The 17686-nt window shown below is 67.2% G+C and carries 13 protein-coding genes; 5 read left to right on the forward strand and 8 right to left on the reverse strand.

Annotated elements, in window-relative coordinates:
* Positions 1-8: 8 nt before the first annotated feature.
* Positions 9-1034, reverse strand: a complete 1026-nt coding sequence (locus CH296_RS25125) for a PDZ domain-containing protein (protein ID WP_094685907.1) — start codon at positions 1032-1034, stop codon at positions 9-11.
* 146 nt (positions 1035-1180) lie between these two features.
* Here CH296_RS25125 and CH296_RS25130 point away from each other — a divergent pair, with 146 nt between their 5' ends.
* The 3 genes from CH296_RS25130 (at position 1181) to CH296_RS25140 (ending at position 4998) form a co-directional block, all read left to right on the forward strand.
* Positions 1181-2578 (forward strand): zinc-dependent metalloprotease, encoded by a 1398-nt coding sequence (locus tag CH296_RS25130; RefSeq protein ID WP_094685908.1) that lies wholly within the window; start codon positions 1181-1183, stop codon positions 2576-2578.
* Between the two features lie 123 nt (positions 2579-2701).
* Positions 2702-3595 (forward strand): hypothetical protein, encoded by an 894-nt coding sequence (locus tag CH296_RS25135; protein WP_094685980.1) that lies wholly within the window; start codon positions 2702-2704, stop codon positions 3593-3595.
* Between the two features lie 92 nt (positions 3596-3687).
* Positions 3688-4998: an AarF/ABC1/UbiB kinase family protein gene (locus CH296_RS25140; protein ID WP_032398314.1), complete on the forward strand. Its 1311-nt coding sequence runs from the start codon at positions 3688-3690 to the stop codon at positions 4996-4998.
* A 34-nt stretch (positions 4999-5032) separates the two neighbouring features.
* Here CH296_RS25140 and CH296_RS25145 read toward each other — a convergent pair whose 3' ends face one another.
* The 3 genes from CH296_RS25145 to CH296_RS25155 all read right to left on the reverse strand — a co-directional run bounded on the left by CH296_RS25145 (position 5033) and on the right by CH296_RS25155 (position 8070).
* The gene (locus tag CH296_RS25145) at positions 5033-5353 is read right to left on the reverse strand and encodes a WhiB family transcriptional regulator (protein WP_037189857.1); all 321 of its coding nucleotides are present in this window, start codon (positions 5351-5353) and stop codon (positions 5033-5035) included.
* 153 nt (positions 5354-5506) lie between these two features.
* Positions 5507-5812 (reverse strand): hypothetical protein, encoded by a 306-nt coding sequence (locus CH296_RS25150; protein ID WP_094685909.1) that lies wholly within the window; start codon positions 5810-5812, stop codon positions 5507-5509.
* Positions 5813-5955: 143 nt separating this feature from the next.
* A complete protein-coding gene (locus CH296_RS25155) occupies positions 5956-8070 on the reverse strand; it encodes an ATP-dependent DNA helicase UvrD2 (protein ID WP_371828390.1) in 2115 nt (704 codons plus the stop codon).
* 116 nt (positions 8071-8186) lie between these two features.
* Here CH296_RS25155 and CH296_RS25160 point away from each other — a divergent pair, with 116 nt between their 5' ends.
* Complete coding sequence (locus tag CH296_RS25160) at positions 8187-8456, forward strand: mycoredoxin (RefSeq protein ID WP_032398313.1); 270 nt, start codon at positions 8187-8189, stop codon at positions 8454-8456.
* Between the two features lie 7 nt (positions 8457-8463).
* Here the strand turns inward: CH296_RS25160 and nudC are convergent, their stop codons facing one another.
* Together nudC and CH296_RS25170 are read right to left on the reverse strand one after the other, a co-directional pair.
* Positions 8464-9366 carry an NAD(+) diphosphatase gene (gene nudC / locus CH296_RS25165; RefSeq protein WP_032398312.1) on the reverse strand — a complete coding sequence of 301 codons (903 nt, stop codon included), beginning with the start codon at positions 9364-9366 and terminating at the stop codon, positions 8464-8466.
* 24 nt (positions 9367-9390) lie between these two features.
* A complete protein-coding gene (locus tag CH296_RS25170; protein ID WP_032398311.1) occupies positions 9391-10458 on the reverse strand; it encodes a TrkA family potassium uptake protein in 1068 nt (355 codons plus the stop codon).
* 105 nt (positions 10459-10563) lie between these two features.
* Between CH296_RS25170 and CH296_RS25175 the strand changes: the two genes are divergently transcribed.
* Positions 10564-10950 (forward strand): membrane protein, encoded by a 387-nt coding sequence (locus tag CH296_RS25175; protein ID WP_032398310.1) that lies wholly within the window; start codon positions 10564-10566, stop codon positions 10948-10950.
* On the opposite strand, the gene CH296_RS25180 is transcribed toward CH296_RS25175, so the two are convergent.
* Both CH296_RS25180 and CH296_RS25185 read right to left on the reverse strand, forming a co-directional pair.
* A complete protein-coding gene (locus tag CH296_RS25180; protein ID WP_094685910.1) occupies positions 10913-14326 on the reverse strand; it encodes an ATP-dependent helicase in 3414 nt (1137 codons plus the stop codon). The two genes, CH296_RS25175 and CH296_RS25180, sit on opposite strands and share 38 nt — an antisense overlap.
* Positions 14323-17640 (reverse strand): ATP-dependent DNA helicase, encoded by a 3318-nt coding sequence (locus tag CH296_RS25185; RefSeq protein ID WP_094685981.1) that lies wholly within the window; start codon positions 17638-17640, stop codon positions 14323-14325. The genes CH296_RS25180 and CH296_RS25185 overlap by 4 nt, the downstream gene beginning before the upstream one ends.
* Between the last annotated feature and the right edge of the window lie 46 nt (positions 17641-17686).

A 17686-nucleotide genomic window follows, 5' to 3' on the forward strand; every position in this document is an offset into this window, starting at 1 on the left:
GGGCCCGGTCAGCTGCAGGACGGCGCGTCGCCGCCGGAGCCGATCGCCTGCAGAGCGTCGACAGCACTGTCCAACGATTCGACGCGCACCAGACGCAGTCCGTCGGGAACGTTCTGTTCGGCTTCGCCACAGTTGGCGTCCGGCACCAGGAACGTGGTGGCACCCGCTTCGCGAGCCGCGATCAGCTTGTAGGGAATGCCGCCGATCGGCCCGACGGTACCGTCGGCGTCGATCGTTCCGGTGCCCGCGACGAACTCACCGTTGCTCAGCTCACCGGGACTGAGCTTGTCGACCACGGCGAGGCTGAACATCAGTCCGGCCGACGGACCGCCGACGTCGGCGAGGTTGAACTTCACGTCGAACGGCACGTCCGGCTGCTCCTCGGGCGTGACTCCGAGGTATCCGAGGGATGCATCGTCGGGCCGAGCACCGAGCACCACTGCGCTGGTCTGCGTCGACCCGTCTCGCACGTACTCGATGTCGAGAGAATCGCCCGGCGCTCTGGAACTGACGGCCTCACGAACGGCCGATGCAGTCGCGACGGGCGTGCCGCCGACCGACACCAGCGTGTCCCCCACATTCAGCACGCCTGCAGCGGGGCCGTCCTCGGCGACACTGGCCACCGCCAGTGACACGGGGAGATCGAGATGGTGCAGAGCAGCCAGTTCGGCGCTGGATTCGGACTGCTCGAAATCCGCCTGATTGCCCTCCTGCACTTCTTCTTTCGTCATGTCCGGCGGATAGACCTCTTCACGCGGGACCAGGCCTTGGCGTCCGCTCGCCCAGAAGCCGAGAGCCTCGAACAGATTGAGCTGATCACGCACGGCCACGGTCGTCATGTTCAAGTGACCCGTGGTCGGGTCGACCTCGGTTCCGTCGATCTGCACCACGGGCACCCCGTCGACGTCGCCGAGAGTGTTGTACGTCGGTCCGGGGCCGAGTGCGGCGAAGGGAACGGTGACGACCGAGCCGGTGACGCCCAGCACCACCACGGGCACCAGCGCAGCGACGAGAGTGGCGATCCTTCGGTTCACTCCGTAGACACTAGATCCGAACGAAGTCCACGGTGCAGACCGCCCCTACCGAGTGCGTCGGTGCCGGCTTCACACGGGTCCGACTGTTCGCCGTCAGCGTGACGATCCACCACTCTCTCCGTTCTCCGGGCTTGTACCGTTGAGTCATGAGCAATTTTGGTTTCGGTGCCCCCGACGACGACCCGGACAAGAAGAAGGATCCGGACGGCTCCGGCAACCCTGCCGGCTTCGGGTTCGGTGCGGAGGGCTTCGACCCCGCACAGCTGGGCCAGATGCTCACCCAGTTCGGCCAGATGCTCAGCGGAATGGGAGCTGCGGGCGGAACCGGTTCGGGGCCGGTGAACTACGACCTGGCCAAGCAGCTGGCACGCCAGCAGATGGGCGATTTCAGCCCGGTGTCGGCGGGCGAACGGGAGGCCGTCACCGACGCCGCGCACCTCGCCGAGCTGTGGCTGGACGGGGCGACGACGCTGCCTGCCGGTGCCACGAAGACCGTTGCCTGGACACCGGTCGACTGGCTCGACAACACGATCGACACCTGGAAGCGCCTGTGCGACCCCGTCGCCGAGCAGATTTCGGGGATGTGGACATCCGGACTGCCCGCCGAGGCCCAGCAGATGGCCGGGCCGATGATGGGCATGCTGACGCAGATGGGCGGGATGGCGTTCGGCTCGCAGCTCGGCCAAGCTCTCGGCCAGCTGTCCAAGGAGGTGCTGACGTCCACCGACATCGGCCTGCCCCTCGGACCGTCGGGGACGGCGGCGTTGTTGCCGTCGGCCATCGCGTCGTTCAGTGAGGGGCTCGAGCAGCCCGACCGTGAGGTGTTGGTGTTCCTCGCCGCTCGTGAAGCCGCCCATCAGCGGCTCTACAGCCACGTCCCGTGGTTGCGGCAGCGGGTTCTGGCCACCGTCGAGGAGTACGCCCGCGGCATCAGGATGGACTTCTCGGCCATCGAGGAGGCCGCCGCAGGACTCGACCCGTCCGCGCTGACCGATCCGTCGAAGATCGAGGCGATCCTGCAGCAGGGTGCCTTCGAGCCCCAGACGACGCCGGAGCAGAAGCACGCACTCGAGCGTCTGGAGACACTGCTCGCCCTGGTCGAAGGATGGGTCGAAACGGTGGTGGCGGCCGCTCTCGGCGACCGTCTGCCCGGTGCCGTCGCGCTCGGCGAAACCATCCGTCGCCGCCGGGCGTCGGGGGGCCCGGCCGAACAGACCTTCGCGACGCTGGTCGGCCTCGAACTGCGCCCCCGCAAGGTCCGCGAGGCAGCCGATCTGTGGCGTCAGCTCCTCGCCGCCGCCGACATCGAGGGGCGTGACGGCGTGTGGGCACACCCCGATCTGCTGCCCGACTCGTCGGATCTCGACAATCCCGCGGCGTTCATCGACCGAGTGGTCGGTGGTGGAACATCGAACTTCGACGACCCGATCGCGCAGCTCGAAGCGATGGAGGCCAAGGAGGCCGAAGAGCGCGCCGAGCGCGCTGCGGAGAACGACGACAAGGGCACCGACGACGGTCCCGACAGAGGTTCATCCCCAACCTGACCCGGGCGGTATCGCACCGCTTCGATCCAGCTCGTCGAACGCCTGCTCGGAGGCCCTTCCACCCTGTGGATAACGCGCTCCGAGTGGGCGTTCTTCGCGGTCTGGGCTGCCAGAGTGTGTTTCATGATCACACCGACAGTTCGACTCGATCCTGCGGTGGCAATTCTGCCGCGGCGAGACGGCACAGTTCAGTTGGGTTGGAATCCCGAGACCAGCGTCGTCGTCACTCCACCTCCCGGCACCGAGCCGGGCTCGATACTCGACATTCTCCGACTCCTCGCCGCAGGCCACTCCAGACCGCACATCGTCTGTCACGCAATGACATTGGGAATGTCCGCCAATCGGACATCGGCGATGCTCGGCGAACTGGAGGATTCCGGGTTGCTGCTGCACGGCACGAGCGAACCGGTGGTGTCCGACGCCTCACCGGGTACCTCGCAGGCCGGATCGGGGACGGTGAAGACCGTCCACCTGGTGGGGCGAGGCCCGATCTCCGACGCGTTGGCCTCCGGTCTGAGTCGTACCGGAGTGACGGTGAGTCGGACGAGTCTGACTCCGACGCGCTACCCGCACTCGGTGGTGAAGTCCTGGAACTACGACGTCGTGGTGTTGGCCGACGATCTGGTTGCCGAACCTCGATTGGTGACCGATCTGGTGCGCCTGCGCACCCCACATCTGCAGGTGCGGCTACGAGACGGCAAGGGGATAGTCGGTCCTTTCGTGGTGCCCGGTCGGACCAGTTGCCTGCGGTGTGCCGATCTGACGCGCTGCGACTTCGAGCCCGAGTGGCCACATCTGTCCGCTCAACTGCTCGGCACGGTCGGCCAAGCCAGCAGCGCGACGGTGTTGGCCACGGCAGCGTTCGCGTTCGCTCAGTTGGAGAACCTCATCGGCCGTTCCGACGCCGCGCTCCCCGAGACCGCCGACTGCACCATGGAGCTGGACTTCGCGGCAGCCGGAACCACCGTGCACAAACGGCTGTGGTCCAAGCATCCGCACTGCGATTGCTGGCACTGACGAAACGCACCGAACGCGAGTTCACCTCGACCGACAGCGGTCGGTGCGGGGCGGTCCGAGCAATTGTCGGAAGGTTCAGCCATGATGGAGCTGTGTCTGACATACCGCGCCGTGGATCGACTCGTACTGCAAAACTGGCCAGCATTCCCCTCGGAATGGCCGGTCGTGCTGCTGTCGGGTTCGGCAAGAAGCTCGCCGGCGGCAATCGCGACGAAATCGACGCGGACATGGCCGCCAAAGCAGCAGAACAGCTCTTCTCCGTCCTCGGGGAACTCAAGGGCGGTGCCATGAAGCTCGGGCAGATGCTCTCGGTGATGGAAGCGGCCGTTCCGGAGGAGTTCTCGGAGCCGTACCGCGAGGCGCTGACCAAGCTGCAGGCGCAGGGACCGCCCATGCCCGCGAAGACCGTGCATCGGGTGTTGGACCAACAACTCGGAACTGCGTGGCGGTCACGTTTTCTCGATTTCGACGACACTGCGATCGCCTCGGCCAGCATCGGACAGGTGCACCGAGCTACGTGGTCGGATGGACGCGATGTCGCGGTGAAGATCCAGTACCCCGGCGCGGACGACGCATTGCGCTCCGACCTCAAGACGCTGAACAGGTTCGCAAACCTGTTCAGCACGGTGCTCGCGGGCACGGACGTCAAGCCGGTGCTCGAGGAATTGACCGCTCGCACCGAGGACGAGCTCGACTACCGCATCGAGGCGGCGAATCAACGTGCCTTCAGCAAGGAATTTGCGGGCGATCCACAGTTCGCCATTCCCAAGATCGTCGCCAGTGCACCCAAAGTGGTTGTCAGCGAATGGATGACGGGTCGGCCGCTGGCCGATGTGATCGCGAACGGAACGGCCGAGGAACGCAATCGGGCGGGCGAACTGCTCGCACTGTTCGCATTCGTCTCTCCGGCGCGGGCGAAGTTGTTGCACGCCGATCCCCATCCGGGCAATTTCATGATGCTCGAGGACGGACGCATGGGCGTCATCGATTTCGGTGCCTGCGCTCCGATGCCCGACGGCCTCCCTCCGGTTCTCGGCAGAATGGTCTCGCTCGCGCGTGACGAGAAGTTCGACGAACTCGTGGTGTTGTTCACCGAGAGCGGCTTCGTGGTGCCGGGCCGAACGGTGACGCAGAAGGAGATCGAGGACTATCTACGTCCGTTCACCGATCCGATTCACACCGAATCGTTCCACTTCACCAGGGCCTGGTTGCAGAAGGCTGCGGGCACCGCCGCGGATTTCAACAGTGCGCAGTTCCGCACCGTTCGCGCGTTGAACATGCCTGCCGAGTACGTGATGATCTTCCGAGTGCTCGGTGGGCTGGTCGGTATCTGCGCGCAACTGGACGCCTACGCGCCGTACATGGCCATTCTCACCGAGTGGCTGCCCGGCTTCGCCGACTGATTCGTTCGGCGAAACCGGGCACCGGTCTCGGACATCATGCTGCGTTCTTCCGCGGCCGTCCTCGGGGACGCTTGCGGGCGATGACGACACCCTGCTCGAGTATCTCACCTCCCCATACGCCCCACGGCTCGGCTCGGTCGAGGGCCGCGCTCAGGCAGGTACGCCGGATGGGGCACTCGGCGCACAGCGCCTTCGCCTGCTCGAGTTCGGCAGGGGTGTCGGCGAACCACATGTCGGGGTTCGCCGCTCGGCAGGGCACCGACAGTGCCAGCTCGACCGATTCGGTCGAATACTGTGCAGCGTAGGCACTCTCGGACTCTGGTCGGCATGTCGTCCGGATCGTGGCGGTTGACACGTCGGTCTCCTCTACTTTTCGTGCGGCGTCGTTATCGGTTCGAGGGGTGATGCGAACCTGTCGGCCTCACGCTCGGATAGAGGAACTACCTGAACGAGAAAGGCCACGGTCCGCGAGTGCGGGTCCGTGGCCTGGTGGGGCTTGTCGAAGCGTCTACCGACAGTGAAGTCGGTGTCTGCTGTCGAGCACGGACGCACGTGGTGCGCGGTGACGTCGGGCTGCCTGAGCAACGGCTTTCGCTCCTGGTGCCAGGACGACCTGGGCGGAATTCGAACCCGAGGCCGCGTATGCGGACTCGTCGATGGGGCCGAAAGCGGAGGAACGAATCCACGTCTGCGCAACAGAGCCTGCGGCGGCGGCATGAGTGCCGAGGGGGGCAACTCCGAAGGGTGCCGTGCCGAGGACAGGGCTGAACGCGACGGTTGCGTGGGCAACGGCGGCGTGCAATGTGTTGATCATTTTCTTCAGCTCCTGTTCTGGTCTCGTCGGCGGATGGGACAGTGCGCGATCTCCCGCGGCACGTGAAACAGACTAAGCCCCCCGCCGATATCTGCACAAGTTATTTTCTACCTGCGGTTTCGCGGAAATTCTCACCCTCTGCGTCACGCGTCCGAGGCCCGCACGACGGTGAGGACCTCTTCGCCGAACCGCTCCAGTTTCTTGGCCCCGATTCCTGGAATCGCCACCAGCCCACGCTCGTCCTGGGGTTGCTGCTCCGCGATGGCCGTCAGCGTGTTGTCGCTGAAGACCACGTACGCGGGCACCTTCAGTTCGCGGGACTTGTCCAATCGCCACGACTTCAGCGCATCGAGCAGGGCGATGTCGACGTTCGACGGACAACTGTCGCACCGACCGAGCATGGTCGCGGACGTGCCGATCAACGGCTTGCCGCACAACCGGCACTTGGGACCGGACTTCTTGGCAGCAGGCGCGGCGATACGCGACGCGGGTGAGTCCTCGGGAATCAGACCGTTGAGAAACCTCGACCGCCGCCGTGATTTGCGTCCGCCCTCGTTGCGGGCGAGTGCCCAGGACAGATGCAAGTGGACACGGGCGCGCGTGACACCGACGTAGAGCAGCCTGCGCTCCTCCTCGACGGCTGCCTCGTTGTTGGCGCTGGGGTCGTTGCCGATCGCGTGCGAGATCGGCAGAGTGCCGTCGGCGAGACCGACGATGAACACCGCGTCCCACTCGAGTCCCTTCGCCGCGTGCAGCGAGGCGAGCGTGACGCCCTGCACCGTCGGTGGATGCCGAGCCTCGGCGCGTGCTGCGAGCTCGCCCAGCAGTTTGTCGAGAGTCAGGTCGGGCTCGTGCACCAGCAGCTCCTCGGTGAGCTGCACCAGACCACCCAACGATGCCCACTTCTCGCGGGCCTGCGCACCCGTCGGCTCGGTGGCAGTCAGGCCGAGCGGAGCCAACACCGCTCGCACCAGAGCCGGTAGCCCCTCGCCCGCCTGCGCGCCGTCGGGCAGATCGTCGCGACCGCCTGCCTGCCGCAACGCGTTGACACCCTGCCGCACCTCGGGTCGGGTGAAGAACCCTTCACCGCCGCGCACCTGGTAGGGGATCTTGAGCTCGGTCAACGCCTGCTCGTGTGCCTCGGACTGAGCGTTGATGCGGTAGAGGATCGCGATCTCGGCCGGTTCCACGCCCTTCGAAATCAACCTCTTGATCGCTCGCGCCACGCCGTCCGCTTCCGCCGGCTCGTCGTCGTACTCGAAGAACTCCGGTTCCGGACCCGGCTCGCGCTGACCGATCAACTGCAGTCGGGTGCCGGCGATGCGACCGCGGGCGGCTCCGATGACGCGGTTCGCCAGCGACACCACCTCGGGCGTCGAACGGTAGTCGCGCTCGAGCCGAACCACGGTGGCCTCGGGGTACTTCCGTGAGAAGTCGAGGAGATACCGCGGAGATGCGCCGGTGAAGGAATAGATGGTCTGGTTCGCGTCACCGACGACGGTGAGATCGTCACGCTCGCCCACCCAGGCATCGAGCACCCGTTGCTGCAACGGCGTCACGTCCTGGTACTCGTCGACCACGAAGCAGCGGTAGCGCTCGCGGAACTCGTCGGCCACCGACGAATGTTCTTCGAGCGCGGCGGCCGTGTGTAGCAGAAGGTCGTCGAAGTCGAGCAACATCCCGTCGCCGCCGCGTGACTTGAGTTCCTCGTAGCCGGCGTACACGGCGGCGACCTTGGTCGCGTCCATCGGAACGTCACGGCGATTGCTCGCCGCGATGCGCGGATAGTCCTCGGGTGCGATCAACGATCCCTTGGCCCATTCGATCTCTCCCGCGAGATCCCGGATGGCGTCGGTCGACGTGGACACCCCGGCGCGGTTGGCCGCCTGCGAGACGACGGTGAACTTGCGATCCAGAAGCTGCCATCCGGTGTCGCCGACCACCTGCGGCCAGAAATACTTGAGCTGACGCATGGCCGCGGCGTGGAACGTCCGAGCCTGCACCGGAGGGCCGTCTCCCCCGACACCGAGCTCGCGCAAGCGGCCGCGCATCTCGCCGGCCGCGCGCGCAGTGAACGTCACTGCGAGCACCTGCCCCGAGGACACGTGCCCCGCCGAGACGAGGTGCGCGATGCGTCGGGTGATCGTGCGAGTCTTTCCCGTGCCCGCACCCGCCAGGACGCAGACCGGGCCGCGAGGAGCCAACACTGCCGCGGATTGCTCCGGATCGAGTCCGGCGGTCATCGCGTCGTCAGCCATGAGGTCCATTGTGTCAGTGCCTACCGACAGCTCCACCCGGGGCCGATCCGGGTGTCCGACGGCCGATGCGGGTGTCGGCCGGAACAATCGCGTCGGCGCTCCTGTTGACTGTTGGCGTGACCACTACCGAGAACACCCCACAGACCCCGGCCGCGCTGACCGTCTACTCCACCACGTGGTGCGGTTACTGCCGCAGGCTCAAGACCCAGCTCGACCAGGCCGGAATCGAGTACGCCGAGATCGACATCGAGCAGAACCCGGAGTCGGCCGACTTCGTCGGCAGCGTGAACAACGGCAACCATGTGGTGCCGACCGTGCTGTTCGCCGATGGGTCGACGGCCACGAACCCCACTCTGGCCGAGGTCAAGCGCGCGCTGTCGCTCTGACCGACCGTCAGGCCGACGCCGCCCATGCCTCGAGCATTCCGCGCGCGATGGAGATCGAACCTGGGAGCAGCAACCGTGACGTCGAATCCGATCCCCAGTCACCCAGTTCGAGCGCCGCGACCACCTCTGCTCGGTCGAACCAGTGGGCCTCGGCGATCTCGCCGTCCTGAAAGTGCAACGGTTGCTGCGGGTCGGCGACGGCGGAGAATCCGATCATCACCGAGCGCGGAAACGGCCAGGGCTGACTGCCCAGATATTCGATGTCGGAGACGTCGAGGCCCACTTCTTCCCTGATCTCCCGAGTCACACAGGTTTCCAGCGACTCACCGGCCTCGACGAAACCCGCCAGCACCGAGAATCGACGCTCGGGCCACGCAGGTGCTCGGGCCAGCAGCACTCGATCGCCACCGTCGTGAACCAGACAGATCACCGCCGGATCGGTGCGAGGGAACTCCTCGTGACCGGTGGACGTGCTCGTCCTCGACCACCCCGCGCTCGACGGGACGGACGGCGCACCGTCGAGTGAACTGAACTGTGCGCTCGCATGCCAGTTGAGGATCGCCAGGGCTCCGGTCACCATCGACAACGCGTCGCTGTCGAGGCGATCACCGTCGGTGCGCAGGTCGCCGAGGGTGCCTGCAACCACCTCGACCCGCCTGGCCCACAGGTGTCGATCGCCGTGAATTCCGAGAAAGACCGCATCGGCCGTCGGCTCGGCGGCGACGTCCGCGGCGGAGCCGAGCACCAGGCCGTGCTCGTCCACCGGGAATCGGCCTCTGCCGTCCACGTTCAGGATTCGAGCTGTCGGCCAACCCGCTGTCAATGTTGCGGTGTCTCGGCGCAGTTCCTCTGCCCTGTTCAGTGGCGATCGGGACAGTCGAGGTGGGTGAGCGAGGTGGAATTTCGGCACGCGCACGACCCTACTTGGCCGGGACTAGTCGCCCACGCGACGGATGTACAGCAATCGATCGGATGCCTCGACCGCATCGACTTCCGGGGTGCCGACTCGGAACAGTTTGCCGCCCCGCACCACTCCGAGGACGATGTCGGTGAGGTGCCGCGGAGAACCGCCCACCTCGTCACGCTCGACTTCGCGTTCGGCGATGGCGAAGCCCGCCTCCGGGGTCAACAGATCTTCGATCATCTCCACCACGGACGGGGTCGACGTGGCGATGCCGAGCAGACGTCCCGCGGTCTCCGACGACACGACGACCGAATCGGCACCGGACTGACGCAGCAGGTGCGTGTTCTCCGCTTCCCTGATGGCCGCGACGATCTTTGCTTTCGGAGCGATCTCGCGTGCGGTCAGAGTCACCAGCACCGCGGTGTCGTCCCGGTTGGTCGCCACGATGATGGCCGCCGCATGCTGGGCTCCGGTGAGCCGGAGCACGTCGGACTTGGTCGCCGACCCGTGCACGGTGACCAAGCCCAGGGCCGATGCGGCGTCGAGTACCGTCTGATCGGTGTCGACGACGACGATGTCGGACGCCGACACACCGTCTCCGAGCATCGCGTCGACTGCGGTACGGCCCTTGGTGCCGAAACCGATGACCACGGTGTGATTGCGCACGCTGCGTCTCCATCGCTGAATTTTGAATGCCTGCCGGGACCGCTCGGTGAGAACCGACAGCGTTGTACCGACCAACAGAATGAGGAACAGGACCCGAAGGGGTGTGATGACCAGGATGTTGACCAGGCGCGCCGACGGACTCATCGGTGCGATGTCACCGTATCCCGTCGTCGACAACGACACCGTCGCATAGTAGAACGCGTCGAGAAACGACAGTTCGCCGTTCTGGTTGTCGCTGTAGCCGTCTCGATCGAGATAGACGACGAACGCCGCGAGGAACAGGATTCCGAGCGCCATCAGCACCCGCTTGTAGATAGCGCGCCACGGACTCGACTCCAGTTCCGGAACCCGCAGCACTCCGACGAGCGCGAAGTCGGGCTTGTCGGTCAGCGCGCCACTGTCACTCAGCCGCGCTCGCAACCTACCTGCCACGTCGTCCGCCGAGGTACTCACCGAAGTCGAGATCATTCACGGCACGCAGCGTAACCCCATGCCAGGCTTCTGTGCCGACGACGCCGGGTGTGGCACGGTATGGGCATGACACAGAGATCGAGTCAGGCGGCCGCACTGCGCCTCGCCGGACTGCTCGCCGGAGCCGGAGTTCTGCACTTCGCCACCCCGAAGTTCTTCGATGCCCAGGTACCGACGGCCCTGCCCGGCTCGGCGCGGACCTACACGCAGGTCTCCGGCGTTGCCGAACTCGCCGTGGCCGCAACGCTTGCCGCACCGCGGACCCGTCGACTGGGCGGTGCACTCGCGGCCGCGCTGTTCGTCGTGGTCTTCCCCGCCAACATCAACCTGGCGTGGAAGTACGTGCAGAGCCCGAAGACCTCGCCGGCTCTCAAAGCAGCGATGATCGCCCGACTGCCGATGCAGATTCCACTGGTCACCGAGGCTCTGAAGGCTCGTCGGAACGCACCGTGACCCCCGGTTGCTCGGGCCCGGCCGGGCCTTCCAGGAGTTGGGCCAATTCTGTTGCGTCCGGAAGGTTTTCGGGCGAAATGGTGTGACCACTGCGCACGTAGTGGAACGCCGCGCGCACTCGATCGAGCGGTACCGGTTCGCTGCGCCCGATCGACATCAGCTCGGCCCACGCCAGCCGGTAGGCCGCGAGCTGCATCGCCACCGCCCGCTGCTCCGACGCCGTCGGCTCGGCACCGGTTTTCCAGTCGACGACGGTCCACCCGCCGTCGGGGTCTGCGAACACGGCGTCGATACGTCCTCGCAGCACCGTTCCCGCCACGGACGTCTCGAACGGCACCTCCACTTCGACGGGACTGCGGAGCGACCACTCCGAGTCGAGAAACGCCTGCTGGAGGGTTTCCAGGTCCACGTCGGCCGAGGCTCCGGTGTCGGCCGACCCCGGTAGTTCGTCCAGGTCGAGCAGTCGGGTCGCACCGAAGCGCCGCTCGATCCAGGCGTGGAACGCGGTTCCTCTGCGGGCCAACGGGTTCGGCGGGAACGGCAGCGGCCTGCGTAGGCGCGACGCCAACGCGTCGGGGTCGGCCGCGAGGTCCACCAGCTGTGTCACCGACAGGTTGCCGGGCAGAGCCACGTCGACTCCTGCGACCGATCTCGCGGCCCGCTCGGCCAGCAGAGTGTCGACGTCCGCGGCCCAGTTCTCGGGGTCCTCCCGAATTCGACCATCGGTGCCGTCGTCTTCGCTCGGTGTGGCCGAGATGTCTGCCAACGCGCGCAGCACTTCGTGCACGCCGCTCTCGATCGCTCCTCGTCGTGGACCGAGTGGATCGCGCGGCCAGGACGCGGTGTGCGGCACGGCCCCGAGTGGGTTCGACGCCCCGTCCTCCGGGGCCGAGGCCCACTGCTCGATCACCGCGATGTCGGCGAACTCCTCGACGTGCGTGTGCAACTCGTCGAGAAATTCCGACGGCCCACGCGGCTTCGTGGCGCTCTCGTCCCAGTGATGCGCGGATACCAGCAGCACCCGTTCGGTTCGGGTGAGTGCCACGTAGAACAGTCGGCGATCCTCGGCGAGCCGACGCCTCGCCAACGCATCCTTGTGACTCTTGACTGCGTCCTCCAGGTCCTTGCGATTGTGGAGCCCGTCGAGTTCGAGGACCGGAACCCCTTCCGAGCCTTCGCCGTCGAGCGCGCGGTCACCGCGCAGAGACGGCGGCAGCTCGGCCATCGCCCCGAGCCAGGTCGAGGAGGCGTTCGAGGAGGGGAACACACCCTTGGCCACGTGCGGGACCGCCACCACCTCCCATTCGAGGCCTTTCGCGGAATGAACGGTGAGCACCTGCACGCGATGGGGAGCGACCTCGACCTCACCGGGGGCGAGGCCGTCCTCGACCGTCTCCGCGGCGGCGAGGAACGACAGGAATCCGGTGACCGTGGCGGTCGGATTGTCGGCGTAATCGGCCACCACATGGGCGAATTCGTCGAGATGTTCACGACCGACCGCGCCGTCGGTGCCGAACGGCGTGCGAGCCTGAGCCTCGACACCGATACCCATGATCCGCTCGATGTCGCCGACCAACTCCGTCAGAGGTTGACCGATTCGGTCGCGTAGCAGGTGGAGCTCGCCTGCCAGGGCGACGATCCGGCGGTGCCCCACCTCCGAGTACCGCTCGGCCGGACCGGGATCGGCTATCGCGTCGGCCAGACCGGCCTGCTCCGACTGCTCGCCGGGCAGAGCGCTACCGAGTGCCGCCTCGAGCGCCTGTGGGTCGTCGACGCGTCCGCTGGTGCCGTAGCCGCCGCGGATCTCGAGCTCTCGGGCGCGCTGGGAGAGTGCCCGCAGATCCGTCGGCCCGATCCGCCACCGAGAGCCGGTGAGGATGCGCATCGCCGAGCTACCGGCAGTGGGGTCGGCCACCAGTCGCAGCATCGCGATGATGTCGGCCACCTCGGGAACGTGCAGCAATCCACCGAGCCCGACGACCTCCACCGGTAGTCCGCGGCTGCGCAGCACCTCCGCGATCGGCTCGGCGTCGGCGTTGCGGCGCACCAGAACCGCGGCGGTGGGCGGCATGCGATCCTGCTCGAGAGCGGAGCGGTACTCCCCCGCGATCCGGTCCGCGATCCACTCTCGTTCGTCCAGCACGGTGTCGGTGACGGCCAGGCGAACATCACCGGGAACCGCACCGGGGCGAGCCCGCAAAGTCGGCACCGGCACGCCGACGCGACGCAGTGGGTCGGTGATCAGGTTGGCCAGCGTCAATGCCTCGGGCGGATTTCGCCAGCTGGTGAGCAGCTCGAGCCGAGGTGCGGGGCTTCCGTCGGCATTCGGAAAATCGGTGGCGAACCGCGGCAGATTCGCTGCCGATGCGCCGCGCCACCCGTAGATCGACTGCATCGGGTCGCCGACGGCGGTCAGGGCCAACTGCGGGTCGCTGCCGGAACCGAACAGGGACGACAGCAGCACACGCTGAGCGTGTCCGGTGTCCTGGTACTCGTCGAGCAACACGAGCCGGAACCGTTGCCTCTCGGCGATTCCCACCTCGGCATGCTCGGCGGCGACCCGCGCCGCCATCGACATCTGCGAGCCGAAATCCAGTGCGCCCTCGCGACGCAGAGTCTGCGCAAGCCGTTCCACCAACGGCAGCAACCCGATTCGTTGATGCTGCGCGCCGAGAATGTTCAGCAACTCCTTGGTGGGCCCGCCGCGTTGTCGTGGCCCCGGCCCGAGAGTGTGCACCAGTTTCTCCAGTTCCACGTGCGCGTGGCGCAGATCCTCGGGATCGACCAGATGCTCGGCCAATTGACCGGAAAGCGCGAGTACGGCCTCGGTCACCGACGTGGGGTTGCGGTCGGTGTCCAGGTCGCCGTCCCAGGTACTGACGACACGGTGGGCCAGCTGCCACAGTTCGGTTTCCGAGAGCAGTGTCGCGGACGGTTCGATCGGCAACAGCAAGCCGTGCTCGGTGAGCAGGCGGCCTGCATAGGAGTGGTAAGTGCTCACTTCCGGCTCGGCACCGAGGATTCGCTCGCGCAGCGCCAGACTCGGATCGAGTGCACGCACCAGATCGGATCCGGCCAGCCGAGCCAGCCGAGCTCTGATCCGAGAGGTCAACTGCTGTGCGGCTTTTCGAGTGAAGGTCAGACCCAGAACCTGGTCGGGGTCGACGAAACCGTTGGCCACCATCCACACCACACGGGCCGCCATGGTCTCGGTCTTGCCCGCACCTGCTCCCGCGACGACGAGCGTCGGGCCGGGCGGGGCGGCGATCACGGCGGCCTGTTCGTCGGTCGGTGGATGCTTCTGCCCGAGCGCCCGGGCGAGCTCGACCGGCGACACCAGTACCGAACCGGTCCGTGTCTTCGTCGATGTCGTCATTGCTCGGTCACCTGCCTACCCGTCTCGTGTGCCGGACAACTGGACTTGACCGGGCAGTGCCTGCACCCGTCGTTGACACGCGCCTCGAACGTCGGTCCCTGCGTCGCCGATGCGGCCTGGTGCACGGTGTCTCGCCACTCCTCGAGCTTCTCCGGTGTCGGCACGCCCTGGACGCGCTGCGTCGCCCCGTCCTTGTTGTGAGGCTTGGCCACGAACACCAGCCGCGCTCCGCCGGGCTCGCCCGCAGGCTCGCCCTCGATCGCACCGGCTGCTGCGGCGACCTGGTAGGTGGCCAGCTGATGGTGGCCCTGGGCATCCTCCTTGGACATCACGGTCTTGGCCGTCTTGACGTCGATGATCACCGGCCGGCCGTCCGGGTCGTGCTCGAGTCGGTCGATGCGGCCACGCAACGCCACCGCCGGTTCGTCCTCCGACCGAGCGTCGAGTATGCCGTCGACGCGCACTTCGACTCCGGCCTCGGTGAGCTCGCCTCGACTGCCCTGCAGCCAGGTCTCGAAGGTCTCGAGCATCGCCCCGGTTCGGTCGAGCTCGTGCCGCGAGTACCACTGCGATCCGAGATCGACTGCATCCCAAGCTGTTTCGAGGGCACGACGGAGTTGCTCCGGTGGTATCCGACCGGCCACTGCCTGGACGAGAGTGTGCACGAGCGTGCCGGTGACCGCATGGGTGTTGGTGCCGTCGTTGCCGCCGTGACGTTCGAGCATCCACCGCAGCGGACAGGTGGTGAGTTGTTCCACCGTGGACGGCGACAGCGGCACCGGACCGTCGCCGAGCTGCCACAACGGCGCGTCGGTACTGGGCCCTGCCACCCCGAACCACTCGTCGGGATGGGCACCTCGGACACCGGCGTGGGCGAGAGTGGCCAGATGCCGGGCCGCTCGAGCTCGCTTGTCCGGATCCTGCTCGGCGACAACCGGATCGCACACCACACTCCGCAGTTCGGCCACCAGCATCGGCAGCGCCAACACTCGGTGTGCGGTCTCGGGCCCGGGGAGCTCGGGTACGAGATCCGACTCACCTCCCGCGTCGACGCCGCGGAGTTCGTCCACGAATCGCGACCGGACCAGATCGGCATCTCCGGTACTGGAATCGACGGCGGTGACGAGCAAGGTCGATCGAGCGCGACTGCACGCCACCAGAAACAGGGTGCGCTCCTCGGCCAGCAACGGTGCCGACTTCGACAGTCGCCCGTCGAGCGCCGCGGCCGCGTCGACCTTGCCGGACGCGAGGTCGACCAGGGTGTCGGTGCCCAGGAGACTGCCGCGTGACCGCAGACCCGGCCACAGCCCTTCCTGCACCCCGGCAACCGCGACGAGCTCCCATTCCCGACCCGCGGCAGAATGCGCGCTCAGCAGCGTCACCGCGTCGGCCCGAACCGTGGCGCGGTGTGAGTTGAGAGTGGGGATCTCCTGCTGCGCAATGTAATCGAGAAATCCACCGATCTGCGCCCGGGGCAACCTGTCCACGTATGCCGCCGCCGCGTCGAACAACGCCACCACCGCATCCAGGTCGCGGTCGGCCTGAGCACCGGGCGAGCCACCCCAGGCGGACGCCGCGGCCCACCGCCGCTCGAGTCCCGAAGCCTGCCACGCCGCCCACAACACGTCCTCGACCCCGCGGCCCGTGCGGGCGAGAGCCCGCGCCTTCCGGATGACACCGAGGGCTCTGCGCAACGGGGCGGACTCGACGTCCGACAGTCCGTTCGTCCACCCGGCACTCCCCCGAGCGTCGTCGGTGAGTACGACTCTGAGCAGCTCCGCCGAGTCGCGCTCGCCGCCCGATGCGAGCTCGAGCCTGCGCACGCCCCGGCGAAGTCGCCGCAGACCCACCGGGTCGGCTCCGCCGATCGGCCCGGAGAGCAACGCGAGTGCATCTTCACCGTCGAAGCTCGGGTCGGAGATCGCCCGCAGTACCAGCAGGAGACCCACGGCCCCGTGCTGGCGGTGCAACGGTAGCTCCGAGGTCGGGGTGATCATCGGAACCCCTGCCCCGTGCAGCGCCCTACGCAACGGTGCGAGGGTGCGCGGTACCGACCGCACCACGATCGCCATCTCCGACCAGGGCATGCCGTCGATCAGGTGGGCCCGACGCATTGCGTCGGCGATGATCGCCGCCTCCTTCGCAGGCGAGGACACGACATGCACCCGCGCTGCCGGCGCTCCGAATCGGGCCCTGCCCACCGGTTCGGGGCAGCGGTGGCGACCGAGGCCCGGCAATCTTCTCGCCACGATGTCGGTCAGCTCGGCGACCTCGGGCACGGAGCGGTAGTTGCGTGTGAGCACAACGCGGCGCGGCGAGCCCGCCTCGACCAGATCGGCCACGAAAGCGGGATCGGCACCACGGAAAGTGAACACGGATTGATCGGGATCCCCGGCGACGACTGTCGATTCGGTGTCGGTGCCGATCAACCGAACCAGCTGCGCCGCTTGCGGATCGAGGTGCTGCGCGTCGTCGACGACGAGGTGCCGAATACGCGCGCGTTCGCTGCGCAACAGTTCGGGATCGGTGGCGAACGCCATGAGCGCGGCACCGATCAGCTCGGCGGCGTCCAGACCAGGAGCCGTGGCTCCCGCCGCCTCCACTCCCACAGCACCGCGCAGCAACATGGCCTGCTCGTATCGGGCCGCGAACCTCCCGACGGCGACCCACTCGGGCTTGCCGTGCTTGCGGCCGAGTTTGATCAGGTCTTCCGGTCCGATGCCGCGTTCGGCGGACCTGAGCATCATGTCTCGCACCGCAGTGACGAATCCCGCGGTGCCGAGGGCCGGACGCAGCCGCTCCGGCCAGTCGAGCGCCCCGTCCTCCAGATCGCCGCGCAGCATCTCGCGCACCACGGCGTCCTGCTCGGCACCGGTCAGCAATCGCGGTGGCGGATTGCCGTACAGCGAGGCCTGCAGCCGCAGCACCGCGAAGGCGTAGGAGTGCACCGTGCGCACCAACGGTTCACGCGTCGCCCGCAGTGCGTGATCGCCGCTGAACAGACCCGAGGTGATGACCTCGCGCACCGCGGTTGCCGCCCGTTTGGACTGGGTGAGCACCAGAACCGACTCCGGATCACCGGTGACGATGCGCGAGACCGCGTAATCGGCGACGAGCGAAGTCTTACCCGTGCCGGGACCACCCAGGATCTGCCATGGATTCCACCGCGGCGCACCCGACGCGGCCGCTGCTGCCGCGTCGGGAATCGACGACAGCAGCCGAGCTGCCGGGCCGGTCCACTCCCGTGCCGGGCGAGCCACCTTGGGTGCACGGACGAGAGTGACCGTCGCGCCGTGTCTGCCGTCCGAGCTCATGACACAGATGCAATCACGAGCCACCGACAGACCGGGCCACGGCAGT

The organism is Rhodococcus sp. 14-2496-1d, assembly GCF_002259365.1.
Classification (GTDB): domain Bacteria; phylum Actinomycetota; class Actinomycetes; order Mycobacteriales; family Mycobacteriaceae; genus Rhodococcoides.

Excerpts from the sequence above, each read along its gene's own strand:
- CH296_RS25130 (WP_094685908.1), top strand. The coding sequence starts at position 1,181 with ATGAGCAATTTTGGTTTCGGTGCCCCCGACGACGACCCGGACAAGAAG.
- CH296_RS25135 (WP_094685980.1), top strand. The coding sequence starts at position 2,702 with ATGATCACACCGACAGTTCGACTCGATCCTGCGGTGGCAATTCTGCCG.
- CH296_RS25150 (WP_094685909.1), bottom strand. The coding sequence starts at position 5,812 with ATGATCAACACATTGCACGCCGCCGTTGCCCACGCAACCGTCGCGTTC.
- CH296_RS25155 (WP_371828390.1), bottom strand. The coding sequence starts at position 8,070 with ATGGCTGACGACGCGATGACCGCCGGACTCGATCCGGAGCAATCCGCG.
- CH296_RS25175 (WP_032398310.1), top strand. The coding sequence starts at position 10,564 with ATGACACAGAGATCGAGTCAGGCGGCCGCACTGCGCCTCGCCGGACTG.
- CH296_RS25180 (WP_094685910.1), bottom strand. The coding sequence starts at position 14,326 with ATGACGACATCGACGAAGACACGGACCGGTTCGGTACTGGTGTCGCCG.
- CH296_RS25185 (WP_094685981.1), bottom strand. The coding sequence starts at position 17,640 with ATGAGCTCGGACGGCAGACACGGCGCGACGGTCACTCTCGTCCGTGCA.